The sequence below is a fragment of the Mycoplasma sp. 332 genome, from assembly GCF_052378275.1.
GTDB lineage: Bacteria > Bacillota_I > Bacilli_A > Mycoplasmatales > Metamycoplasmataceae > Metamycoplasma.
This window is the reverse complement of the sequence record NZ_CP198998.1, coordinates 285,179-298,579: the sequence shown is the minus strand read 5'-3', so window position 1 is coordinate 298,579 and position 13,401 is coordinate 285,179. Positions and strand designations below refer to the sequence as shown.

Here is a 13,401-nt window from a genome sequence, read left to right as displayed (position 1 = left end):
AATTTATTCAAAATAAGGCAATTAAAACTTATATAATATTAAAAAATAAATAATAAAGGAGTTTTATGGCTAATGTATTAGTTTTATATTCTTCGCCTATATCAAAAGAGAAGTCTGTTTCAAGTGCTATTACTAAGAGCTTCGTTGAGGAATATAAAAAAATTAACAAAAATGATGAAATTGTGGAGTTAGATTTAAACGAACTTGAAATGGCAACACATCCAATGAACTCAAATAATTTTTCTGATTTTTTTAATGATGAATTATCAGGTAGATATATTGATATTTTGAAAAAAACCAACAAATTAATTATTTCAGCCCCAATGATAAATTTTAATGTCCCGGCAGTGTTAAAAAATTTTATCGACCGAATTTGTGTTGCTAATAAGACATTTTCTTATAAATACGCTAAAAAAGGTAGCTCAATAGGTTTGCTGTCTAATTTAAAGGTACAAATAATTGCTTCTCAGGGAGCTCCATGCGATTGATATCCTTGAGCAAGTCACATTTCTTACCTAGAGGGCATCTGAAATTTCTTGGGTGCAGAGGTTAGTGAAACCCTTTTAATTGACGCAACAAAAGTAGAACCATTTAATTCTTATTCAATTGAGGAAATTATTAAAAATAAAATTAACAAAATTAAAGAAAGGGTTATGAACTTTTAATAATTTAAAATTTTAAAAACCAAGCTCTAAAATAATGAGAAAGCTTGGTTTTTTATTTTTATTTTAAGCCCAAATTTTTGGTAAAAAATTAGATCATCATTTTTTGCAAAATTATGTTATTTTGAACAATAATTCTCCAACACAGCTTATATTTATATTTTATCTAAATTATCAAAAACAAAAAATATTAATAATTTATTGCAAAATAATAATAAATTAGCTAAAGCAAATATTTTTTATGAAACTTTTATTATTCCTTGTCTTCTGTTAATAATTGCGAAAATTGTACGCTTACATTATTTATAAAGAATTCCCCATTTTTATCTCAGTTATTGTCTTGTGACAAAAACATGTCATTTAGACTTTTTATTGTACTTGCGCCATTTGCATAGAGATTATTTCCTTTAATATCTACAAATATGATAGCGAGCGTAAGTTTAAATTCTAAGTTATTATTAATGTTATTAATATTATTAATATATTTTCTATACTCTTCAATTAATTTTTTTGTTTTGTCTTTATCAATATCATGTTTGTATGTTTTAATTTCCAAATAAATGTAATGATTTCGTTGTATAACAATAAAATCCGGATAACTATTACTTATGTCAAAATTATTATTGATATATTCAAAATTAATTCCACTATGTACTGGATTCTTTGCTCAAATTCTAATTTCAGGCCGCAGTGATACACATTTCTTAAACTCATTTACAAATGTTTTTTCAGCCTCTGATTTTAAATAAATATTTGCAAATTCTTTATTTATTTCTTGATAAGCAAATTTATTGTCTGTTTTTGGATCGTCATCATCTTTGCTCTCTATTAAATAATCTGGTAAAAACTTAGAATTATTTATTACATATCTTATTTCTTGATTATCTAATTGTTTTTGCAAATGCTTTTTATAAAAGTCATTAAAGTTTTCGATTTCATATTTAATTATCAAAAATCAAAAGAATGTTTTATCCATTATTGATTTTAATTTTGTTTCATAGATGCTATTTATTTCTTTTTTAATATTTTCTGTAAATATTTTTTTATTATTTTTAGTTGTTTTTATATTAAATAATTCCATATCAATTTTATTTTTTAGTTTTAATGTTATTTCTATTTTATTACCATAACTTTTTTGATTAGCAATTATAAAGTTGTTATCACAAAACTCTTTTTTGCATACTTGGTATTTTGTTTCAAAGTTTTCAATAGAATAATTATTTAAATAATTAGCAACTTGTTTTTCATAATCATCTAAATTAAAAACAGAATTAGATTTATTGATATTCACAAGAGAACCATACACAAATTTTTCTTTTTTAAACTGAGATTTTAAAATCAGCATTCTTTGGTCATTTATATCTCTATCAACATTGCTATAAATGTAGTATTTATTAGCAATTGAATTAATTCTAAAATCATAAGAGGGATTGGGATTTCTTTTTATTCTTCCGATAGTTTGTGCACTTAATGTTTTTGACGAAACATTTCTAAGTTGAACTAGCATACATGCTCTCGGTATATTTCAGCCTGTTGCTGGTCCTACTTTAAAAATTATCACATCAGTGTCCGAATTGTATTTAGATATATCTCTAAGTGAAAAATTATCTTTTTGTCTTAGATTTGACTCTTTATCATTTTGATCGAAATACTTTACTCATGATAAAGAATGTTTCTCTAATTTTTTTATTATTAAATCAATGGTTTCATTGAATATTTTTTCTTTTTCAGGATCTTTACTAGCGTTATCAACTTGAATTAACATAGCGGCATTAATGCCTACTAAACCTGGTTCATTTTTATCATCATTATATTGTTTTTTTATGTCCTTGAATTTTAAGCAGGCTTGCTCTAAAATAACATCATTATCAATATAAGCAATGTCCTCATTATCTTCGATACCTTCATTAAAAATTTTTTTGCTTTTTAATAATCTGATTTTATCGTTAAATAAATCTTTTTCGCTTAGCTCAATAAGATCTAAACTCAAATCAGTTGGAGTTGCTGTCATTTTTATAACAAAATCAGCCCTTAATTGCATATTTTGTTCAAATGAAATTTCATCTTTTTTATTTTTAGAAGTATCGGCGCCAATGTGAGCTTCATCACGAATATAAATTAATTTATAGTCATTTAGTTTTATTTCATCTAAAAAAGCCTCAATAGCACGTTGCTCTCTTAAAATTGAGTTAGCTTTAAATGATGCTCCGCCCATAATATAAACATTATTTGGTTTAGCAAAAAACTGATAATTTTTTTCTACTTTAGAATTTTTATTAATATTTGAAGGACTTTCAATTCTTGTAATTTTTAAATCGTTATTTATTAAATATTGTTTATAATCATTGAAGTTTTCCTCCATTTGTTTTGGCAACTCTGCACTAGATAAAGTTGCTATAACGAAAACTAAATTTTGATTAAAATTAAATTTGTTTCATTCAATTAATTTATCAATATAGTTAATCATCATAAATGTTTTACCAGACCCGGTTGGGGCTTTAAAATAAACGGAATTTTGTTTGTTTTCTTCTAAGCTATTTATGGTTTTATTAATTAAAGTATTAATAACTTTTTCTTGAGAATTAGTTAGATTCATTATCTTCTCTTTTCTCTGGTTTTAAAGATGATAAATCATTTAATAGATTAATATATTGTTGTTGATTGTTTTTATCTATTGAAGTTATTCCAAACTCTTTTAATACGTCAATTAATTTATTAGCTAAGTCTTCAATTTCAATATCTTTGTTTGCTGGACTTATATCATAGTATTTAATATTAAAGACATTTAAGTTTGCCTTATATGGTTCATTTTTCTTTATTCAATCAAAAGTTTCATTTTTAGTACCAACGCCGTGATTTATTCTATAAAGTCTTTCATAGTTTACATCTATACCGATGTTATTTTCGTTATTTGTAACAAGAGTGAAGCTTCTATTGCCACCGTCTTCGCGATTTAATTCTAAAACCGCGTGAGCTGTTGTTCCGGAACCGGCGAAGAAGTCAAGGACACGAATATTTTTTTTATCACTATGAAGTCTAATCAAATATTTTATTAATTTTATAGGTTTAGGTGTTTCAAAAGCATTTTTATATAGGATATCTCTTATTTCATTTTTTGAATCCTGTGTATGTCCTACAATTTCATACCCCAAAATTGTCTTAGATATAATATCTCTAACATCAGATAAATATCTTTTTAAACCTGGCCTTTTTGTGACATCATCTGGCAGGTATATCTTATTTTCTCTTATCAATTCATAAATCTTTTTTTCTGAAAATAATCACCCAGAATTTTCCGGGCACTTATAAACTTTTTTATTTCAGACAATGTCAAATTTATTATTAGAATTTCTTGTTAAATCAGCTATTTTATATCTTCCTTTTTCATCACTAAATTTATACATTTTATTATTTTTTTCATTGCGTTCTAAACGATTAAATTTAGTTACTATTTGCTTATTTTTTAAATAACATAGAATATAATCGTGATTAACAGAAACGTAATGATTATTACTTTTTGGAGAATAATTTTTTTCCCAAATAAAATTACAAACAAAATTCTCTTCGCCAAAAATCTCATCCATCAGAACTTTTAAATAGCCTTGCTCAGCATCATCGATAGAAACAAAAATAACTCCATCATCTTTGAGAAGCTCTTTTGCTAATTGTAATCTTTCATTCATTAAATTAAGTCAACCATTTCTAGAATATTTATCACGATAAATGAATTTTTTTGCCTTAACATCTTCATTATTATCTGCAATACTATTACCATCTTTTTTAGTTGATTCAGTATTATAAGGAGGATCAATATAAATTACATCATATTTATCAAGCGAAGGCAGCTCTCTCTCTCTCTCTCTCTCTCTCTCTCTCTCTCTCAATCACTATCAAATTCTTTAAAGCATCATAGTTTTCGCCGATGATTAATGTGTTATCTTTGCTTTTGTTTTCATCTAAAACAAAGCTAAGTTTTTCATCTTTTTCTAATAGCGCAACTGTTTGCCAATCACTTTCAGGCGCCACATCAAATCTAAAACCTGTTTTAATTCTTTGCACAATGAATTGAAAAACATATTGTAGTTGTTTTTCGTCGTCTTGAAATTTTTCTAAAATTTTTATTGCCAGTCTTTTTTGATCTGTATTCAACTCTTTTGAAGAAATATCATCAATTTTCTGAATGTAATTTTTTAATAAACTCATTAATATCTCCTTATAGCTTATGATATTTAATTAATTTTACTAAATAAGAGAAATCAAAATAGATTAAAAGACAGTTTTTATTGAACAATTTAATCAATAGTTCTTTTTTATACAATCTTGTTTTCATAAATTAATAATATTTCTCTTATTAGATCTAATTTATTATAAAAATACATGCAACGGAAGTTAAATAATGTTTTCTTATATATATTTTTTATTTATATTTATATTTGCAAAATATATATAAAGATTTTAAAATTTCAATATGAAATGTTTTTATGCAAAAACGCACTTTTTCTTATATCATGATTTAATTTAAATTAAGACATTATTCTACAGGTATCTTATTTAATAAATTATAAGAGCTATAAATATCAATACATCAAAAAAATCAAAATAAATTGACATCTAATAAATACTGCTTCATAACTACTTTTTTAAATAAAACATTTTTATCAACTATAATGTATTTAATAATATTAAATTATTTAAATAATGAGAAATATTATGATTAGATGAGTCATATTTACAATATTAAAATTAAACCTGTATATGATTACATTGTGGAGATATAATGAATCCTAAAAGTATTAAAGAAAATATTCTTGAGCATTGAATAATGATTGAAAAACTTAGCGAAGGTAATTGAAATAAAAAAGATTATTGCGAGATTAAACTAGATAAACAAAACGATAATTATTATGACTATTTTAATACGATTTTAAAACAAGAAACTAAGCAAAAAAAGGAAAAATATTTAGTTTTTATTTTTAACACATTTAATTCAAAAGAACTAATTGATCTTCTAAACAAAAAACATAATACTAAAATTAATGATGATGAATTAGAATCAATAGGAAATAATAAATTCAGTTTTGCTATACGTTTTAATAATAATCTTGAAATAGAAAAACAATGCACTTTCTATACTTGAAGTGCATATATTAGAGAGACCAAGAGTGATTTGGAATTTAATTCTATGTCTAAATTTAAAGAAAAAGAACATGAACTTTCAGATGATATTGAAAATATATTTAAAAAGAAAGAAACCGAAGATTTAAAAGCATTTTTTAATAAAGCATTTCAAAAATTAATACAAAATTACAATATTGATGTTAATCTTTCCAGATATAAAATAGTAAATGATGATGAAGATGATACTTTATTGCATTCATTTTTTATTGATGACTTAGTAGAAGCTAAAGGAATATCAACACAAAATCTAGACAAATATTTATCATCATCAAAAGAAGAAAATAGCAATGAATTAATAAAAATAAATTTAGATAATAAACAAGCTGATGGTATTAAACAAATCAAAGAAATTTTAGATCCCAAGAATTATCCGTGTTCAAGATTTCCAAGCAATGTAGAATATGCGCTTTCATTAATGCAACAAATTGCAGTAAATCTATCGACAAGTAAAAACTATGAAAATATTAAAATGAAAAGTGTAAATGGACCTCCAGGAACAGGAAAAACAACCCTACTAAAGGATATATTTGCTGAGCTAATTACTCAACAATCGCTTGAAATATGCAAGCTAGATTCAAAGATAATTAAGGATGTTTTTTATAAAGAAATTAAAATTTTGCCTACACAAATTGCAAATAAGAGCATTTTAATAGCAAGTTCAAATAATGGGGCTGTGCAAAATATAGTAAACGAATTGCCTCTATTGGAAAATGTTGACAAAGATCTAGCAAATGAGATAAAGAATGCTGATTATTTTTACAAAACTGCTAATGCAATAACTGAAGAAAAAGATAATAATGAAGGTATTTCCAATAAGCATAAAATCACAAAAGAAAAATGAGGTCTTTTTTCATTGGAAGGCGGCAAAAAGAAGAATATTATAGAAATAATAAAAGCTGTCGAAAATATCATAAAAGAAATATACCAGCAAGAAAATAACAATTCAAATGTATATCAAGATTTTTTAAATTTATATAATGACATTAAAAAAGCACAAAATGATATACAAATGCACATAAACCTTTTAGCTAAAATAGAATTAGAAATACAAGCTTTAATTGACGATTTCGCGAAGGATAAACCTGACGATAAATTTGAAAATAGAAATATTAATATTGAATCAATTAAAAACGCAATTAATGAAAGCCTAAAAGAGATAATAAACTTAATAAATAATAACCATAATGAATTAAAAAATATAAACAAATCTATTGAAAATTTAAAACTGCAAAAACCAAGCTGAATAAGTAAATTATTTAAAACAAAGAAATACAAAGAATTTAATGAAAAATTAAACTCCTATTTAAATCAACGCGTTAAAATATGCGACTCACTATTATCTCTCGAATCTAAAAAGAATAACATAGGCAAAAAAATCGATAGTATCAATAAAATGCTAGATCAAAAAAATAAAATCCAAGATTTTTTTATCAATAAGAAAATTAATAAATTCAATGCAATTAATGACAACAATGTATTTCAAAAAAGTAACCCATGATTTAACAAGAATTTTAGAATCAAACAATCAAAATTGTTTATTTTGGCGCTAAAAGTCAGAAGACAATTTTTATATGAAAACAGGGAGGCTTTAAAAAGCGCTGTCAAAATATGAAATAATAAAATCAAAGGAAAAACTATTGATAAATGCGAGTGTTTAGTGGAAGCATGAAATTGAATTAATATGGCTGTACCCGCAATTAGTTCAACCTTTGCAAGCATAAGGACAATGTATAAGAATTTTCCAAAAGAATCAATGGGATTTTTGTTTATAGATGAGGCGGGCCAAGCGGTTCCACAAGCAGCGGTAGGTGCAATTTTTAGAACGAAGAATATTATTGCTGTTGGTGATCCATCGCAAATTGAACCAGTTTCAGTATTAGACCAAAATACCTTAAAATGAATAAAAGAAAAATATAAATTGCCTTATGGTCTTAATAGCTCGGTGCAAGAAATTGTTGATAATCATAGCAAATATGGATTTTATAAGAAAAACGGAGTTTGAATTGGCATACCTCTTTGAGTACATAGAAGATGTCTAAGTCCAATGTTTGATATTTCAAACGAAATTTCCTATGAAGGAAATATGGTCCAAGGAAAAGAAAACAGTAAACAAAAAAGCTACAATGGATTCTGGCTCCATGTTAAGGGAAAAGCCATAAACAAACATTATGTAAAAGAACAATGTCAAGTTTTAAAAAAATATTTATTTAAAATAAAAAACCGTGATGCAAATTTAAAAGATGTCTTTATTATTTCTCCTTTTAAAGCAATAGTAAGTGAACTTAAGAGAAATCTCAATGATTTAATTAATAAAAGTAATATAGGAACAGTACATACTTTCCAAGGAAAAGAAGCTAAAATTGTTTTTTTAGTGCTAGGTTGCGATAAAGATAGTATAAATTCTGCTCAATGAGCTGTTGGCAGCAATAATCCAAATATTATGAACGTAGCAGTAACACGTGCAAAAGAGGAGTTTTATATAATTGGTGACAAGGAAGTATATGAATCACTCAATAGTGATGTAATTAAAGCTTGCTTAAAACACCTAGAAATTGTAAATGAGCAATAAAAAATTATATGAATATTAAGTTTATTTATATATGTTTTAAATCCGAATCAAGTTATTTAAGAACCGATATTTTTCCTAGGTTTTTAATATAAGGATATTGTAAAAAAGAATCTAGTTATTTTTAATTTTAATAAAGAGCCCAAAAGGAATAATTTACAAATATACAAAAGATAGTCAAACACCTCTAATGAAAGCCCAACTAATCAATTTAGTTTTAGCAATGTTGAAGCACTAATTAAAAAATCTAAATTAAATGTAATAGAAGCAACAAAGGGAAAGCTAAAAATTTTTACAAAAAATAATAACCAAAAAGTAGAAAAAACTTTAACAGACTCGATAGAAAATAAAAACGATTTGTATACAAGCAAGTGTATGGTGATGAATGAATTGATAATTTGCTTAAAAACATAGTATTTGAAATTCAAATGATGACTTTAAAAAAAATGCAATTAAAAAATTAAATAAAAATCATAAATCTATTTTAATTTAAGGTGGATTTATGATTTTTTAATCTTAAAATTGGGAAAATAAAAATGAATTAAATAATTTTGATTTATATTAGAGACATTTTTGCAATAAATATATTTTTATTAGATCAAGGTCGTAAATTAGAATAATACTAAGTAGTAAAAAGTGCCTTTATAAATGCCTTGGCTTTGTCTAAAATTTTGGTCATAATTAGAGCATCAATCATGAAATTTTGCCAAAACAAAAAAAAAAAAAAAAAAATACTATAAAATTTGCTTTATTAAACTTAATTAAATATAAGGAGAAAAATGAAAAAAAGCAAATTACTTTTTCTAGGATTTTTACCTGTTTTGGCAACACCAGTTATAGCTCTATCATGTGCAAATCCTGCTAAACCGGAAAAACCAGATAAACCAGAAAAACCAGCTGAACCAATGAAACCAAAAAACCCAGAAACAAAAACCCCTCAACAAAAAACACCTGATAAAGAAAGTGATACTGATCAATCAATGCAAGGCGATTCAGAGAATGATAAGCCAATTAAACCAGAAATTGAAACACCTGAATCAATTCAATTTAACAAAGACAAACAAGCAGTAATGCTTTTCGCTGAAAAAATTTCTAAGGTTGATATTTCAAAAGATAACTTTATTGATGAACTTAAAAAAGAAGGAGCTGCGGCATTTAAAAAACTTGGTAAAAGTGATTATTATTTCAAAAATGTTTTAACAAAAGCATTTTCATTATTAATTAATCTTGACGATATCATTAAAATTAATGATAAAAATCCAAATGTAATTATTCAATTATTAGGTGAAATTGAAAACATTTTTACAAAAAGCTTATTCAAGGGACAAATCGATCCTCAACTTAAAAAAGAATTTAACAAAAATGTTAATTTAGGTGTTGAATTGAATAAACTTAATGTTAATTCAGACAAAAAATCAATAGAAGAATTTCAAAAATTACTTGAAGATGAAAAAAAATTAAATGAACTTCTGAAAAAATTTAATATTACAGAATTTAATTACAAAGAAGAAGTACTTAATAATTCAATTGATAAGGTTAAAATTCTAACTCAAACTAGTGTCCCAGTAGTTAAAATTCAATTATTAGGAGAAATTAGTAAGCTATTAACAAAGACAGCAAGTGATCTACTTTTCCCTAATGGTGAAAATTTAAAATTCGAAGAAAAAACACAACAAGAAAAACAAATTGAAAACGTTAAAACTATTGTTTCTATGGTTAAAAAACTAAATATAGAAGCAAATGAATCTAGTTTTTCAGACCTTAAGAAAATACTTGAAGAATACAAAGAAAATTACAAGAAAGATAATGATAAACTTTCTAAATATGGTCTTGGGGGAAACTCATATAATGAAAAATCAATTGCCGAAGCAATAAAAACAATTGATGAACTAATTAAACTTTCAAAAATGAATAATTCAAAAGATGGCAATGATAAAAAATACCCAAACCTAAAAATTCAATTGCTTGATCATTTAGTTAGATTATTAATGCCAAGTAGTGCTGACTTTTTACAAAACTAAAGCCTTAGTAATTTTGTAAAGGTTATTATATAAGGTATCCAAATGTGGATACTTTTTTTATAAATTTAGTTAGAAAAGCATAAAAATTTCTAAAAAATTACTAATATAGAATTCTTATTGTGCTTCTATTATGCCGATATTATTTATTTTGATTAAATTTTAAGATAAATATAATGAGTTTATTTTTATAAAATAAGTTATTTGCTATAATTTCTAGGTGCAATGTAAAATTGCCTAAAATGTGGAAGAATTTATTAATTCGTTTGAACCACAATTATCGAAAGGATTTTTAAAAATGGCAAAGGAAATAGTAAAAAAAGCTAAATTACAATTTTTAGCTGGACAAGCCAAACCAGGCCCTGCACTAGCAGGTGTTGGTATTAACATGCCTGAATTTACTAAGGCTTTTAACGACCAAACAAGAGACAGAGGTTCGGAACCGGTTCCTGTATTAATTACAGTTTATAAGGATAAATCATTTATTTTTAAATTATTTACTTCACCAACATCATATAAATTGATTCAAGCTTCAAAAATTAAAAAAGGTAGTGGAGTTCCAAACAAAGAAAAAGTTGGTTCAATTACTTTGGAACAATTAAAAGAAATAGCGGAATATAAAATGCCAGATATGAATGCAATAACTCTAGAAGGCGCTATGCATCAGGTTGCTGGAACTGCTAAAAATATGGGTATTACAGTTGAAGGTTATGAAGAATGACTAAAAGGAAGTGCTAACTAATGGCTAAGAGAGTTACAAAGAACGCTAAAGTTTTAAAAACATTAGTTAACAAAAAAGATATTTACCCTTTAGCAGATGCAATTGAATTAGCTAAGAAAGCTTCATTTGCAAAATTTGACGAATCATTAGATATTGCTATTAAATTAAATTTAGACACAAGAAAATCAGACCAACAACTACGCGGAGCTGTAGTGCTACCAAATGGTACTGGTAAAAGCATTAAAGTTTTAGTGGCTACTGATGAAGTTTCAGCGCAAAAAGCAGCATTAGAGGCTGGGGCAGACTTCGTTTATTCATCTTCAGAACTACCAGAAATTTTAAATCAAGATAAATATGAATTTGATGTGATTGTTGCCGATCCAAAAATGATGCTTGTTTTAGGAAAATATGGTAAAAAGCTTGGTCCAAAAGGTTTAATGCCAAACCCAAAGACAGGAACAGTTACAACAAATCCAGTTAAAGCTGTTGAAGAATTGAAAAAAGGTAAAGCAAATTACCGTGCTGATAAGGGTGGAATTATCCATGCCTCGGTTGGTAAAAAATCAATGTCTACTGAATTGTTGGCTCAAAATGCTGAAACCATAATTCAAACAGTTAAGAGATTAAAACCACAAACTGTTAAGGGAACATATGTTTTAAACATTGTAGTTTCTACTTCAATGGGTGCTGCTGTTAAAGTGAAAATCGATTAATTTGTTTTAAAAAAACTTGGCTTTTTGGCTAAGTTTTTTTAAAACAAAAATAATAAAATAGACCAAACCCATAACAATTGGGGATTAGGTCTAATTTTATTTTGATATATTATTTTAAATTATAAAATGTCTCTCTTCCTTTAAACTTAGCTCTATTACCTAGCTCATCTTCGATTTTTATTAATCTGTTATACTTAGCAATTCTATCAGTTCTTGACATTGAACCAGTTTTTATTTCCCCGGTGCTAAATGCTACTGATAAATCAGCGATAAATGTATCTTCTGTTTCACCAGAACGGTGTGAGATCACAGGAACTAAATTAGCTTCTTGAGACATCTTGATTGCTTTGATTGTCTCTGTTAATGAACCAATTTGGTTAATCTTAATTAATGAAGCATTAATTGCTTTTTTAGTAATAGCTTCCTTTATATATTGAGGATTTGTTACAATTAAGTCGTCCCCTACTAACTGAACCTTTTCGCCATACTTCTCATTCATTGCAATAAATCCATCCCAATCATCTTCATGGTGTGAATCTTCAATTGAAATGATAGGGTATTTATTAATCAATTTACCAAAGTAATTCACAAGTTCTTTAGTTGTAAATTCGTATTTATTTTTAGCATATTTTTCAAAACCAGCTCTTTTATCTAATAATGCCTTCTTAAATTTCTTAAATACATACTTCTTCGTCTCTGAATCATATAGTTCCGAACATGCAGCATCCAAGCAAATTGCAATCGAATTTACGCCTTCTGTTGCGGGATTAAAACCAGCATCCTTAATTGCTTTAACAAGAAAATCAAGTGCTTCCTCATGGGTATGTAAATTAGGTGCAAAACCACCCTCATCACCTACTTGTGTTCCGTGTCCTGCCTTCTTAAGTAATTTAGCTAATGTATGAAATACTTTATTTGCCATTTGCAGAGAGTGTTTAAATGATTTAGCCCCTACCGGCATAATCATGAATTCTTGAAAATCAATGGTATTTGAAGCGTGTTCACCACCGTTAATAACATTTAACATCGGCACCGGCAAAGTAAATGAACTTGCACTAATTTGTTTTAAAGAAGCCAGATATTCATATAATGGCTTTTTAGCTTCGATTGCAGCTGCTTTTGCGCATGCTAGAGATACAGCTAAAATTGCATTGGCACCAAATTTTGATTTTGTTGGAGTACCATCAGCATCAATCATAATATTATCAATCAACTCTTGATTTTTTACATCATGCCCAATTAATAAACTAGCTATTTCATTATTTATATGATCGCAAGCACTTTGAACACCCTTTCCACCAAATCAATTATCTTCATATTTTGTTCCTTTATCACGTAGTTCTAAAGCTTCCTTTGATCCAGTTGATGCGCCCGATGGCACTAGAGCTTCAGCGAAAGCTTTTTTAGTGGTTATCTCAACCTTAACTGTTGGATTCCCTCTACTATCTAAAACTTCATATGCATATATTTTCTTAATTTTAGACATTCCTATTCTCCTTAAAAATTCTTTAAAAATAAAATTAATTTTCGTCATCTAATAACG

9 protein-coding genes are annotated in these 13,401 nt (G+C 26.4%); 5 read left to right on the top strand and 4 right to left on the bottom strand.

Annotated features, from left to right (window positions below; translation table 4 throughout):
- Positions 1 to 65: 65 nt before the first annotated feature.
- Positions 66 to 665: an FMN-dependent NADH-azoreductase gene (locus ACT1UH_RS01255; RefSeq protein ID WP_438340826.1), complete on the top strand. Its 600-nt coding sequence runs from the start codon at positions 66 to 68 to the stop codon at positions 663 to 665.
- A 250-nt stretch (positions 666 to 915) separates the two neighbouring features.
- On the opposite strand, the gene ACT1UH_RS01250 is transcribed toward ACT1UH_RS01255, so the two are convergent.
- From ACT1UH_RS01250 to ACT1UH_RS01240, 3 genes are read right to left on the bottom strand one after another with little or no spacing between them, the layout of a single operon-like run.
- Positions 916 to 3,258 (bottom strand): DEAD/DEAH box helicase family protein, encoded by a 2,343-nt coding sequence (locus ACT1UH_RS01250; protein WP_444705126.1) that lies wholly within the window; start codon positions 3,256 to 3,258, stop codon positions 916 to 918.
- On the bottom strand, positions 3,245 to 4,546 hold the full coding sequence (locus ACT1UH_RS01245; protein ID WP_444705125.1) for a site-specific DNA-methyltransferase: 1,302 nt from the start codon (positions 4,544 to 4,546) through the stop codon (positions 3,245 to 3,247). The genes ACT1UH_RS01250 and ACT1UH_RS01245 overlap by 14 nt, the downstream gene beginning before the upstream one ends.
- Complete coding sequence (locus ACT1UH_RS01240) at positions 4,491 to 4,865, bottom strand: hypothetical protein (protein WP_444705124.1); 375 nt, start codon at positions 4,863 to 4,865, stop codon at positions 4,491 to 4,493. The genes ACT1UH_RS01245 and ACT1UH_RS01240 overlap by 56 nt, the downstream gene beginning before the upstream one ends.
- Positions 4,866 to 5,439: 574 nt before the next feature.
- Here ACT1UH_RS01240 and ACT1UH_RS01235 point away from each other — a divergent pair.
- From ACT1UH_RS01235 to rplA, 4 genes are all read left to right on the top strand, one after another.
- The gene (locus ACT1UH_RS01235; protein ID WP_444705123.1) at positions 5,440 to 8,409 is read left to right on the top strand and encodes an AAA domain-containing protein; all 2,970 of its coding nucleotides are present in this window, start codon (positions 5,440 to 5,442) and stop codon (positions 8,407 to 8,409) included.
- A 776-nt stretch (positions 8,410 to 9,185) separates the two neighbouring features.
- A complete protein-coding gene (locus ACT1UH_RS01230; RefSeq protein WP_444705122.1) occupies positions 9,186 to 10,427 on the top strand; it encodes a hypothetical protein in 1,242 nt (413 codons plus the stop codon).
- Positions 10,428 to 10,722: 295 nt separating this feature from the next.
- A complete protein-coding gene (gene rplK / locus ACT1UH_RS01225; protein ID WP_438340820.1) occupies positions 10,723 to 11,166 on the top strand; it encodes a 50S ribosomal protein L11 in 444 nt (147 codons plus the stop codon).
- Complete coding sequence (gene rplA / locus ACT1UH_RS01220) at positions 11,166 to 11,858, top strand: 50S ribosomal protein L1 (RefSeq protein WP_444705121.1); 693 nt, start codon at positions 11,166 to 11,168, stop codon at positions 11,856 to 11,858. Before rplK ends, rplA begins: the two co-directional genes overlap by 1 nt.
- Before the next feature lie 109 nt (positions 11,859 to 11,967).
- Here the strand turns inward: rplA and eno are convergent, their stop codons facing one another.
- A complete protein-coding gene (gene eno, locus ACT1UH_RS01215) occupies positions 11,968 to 13,344 on the bottom strand; it encodes a phosphopyruvate hydratase (protein WP_438340818.1) in 1,377 nt (458 codons plus the stop codon).
- Positions 13,345 to 13,401 lie beyond the last annotated feature (57 nt).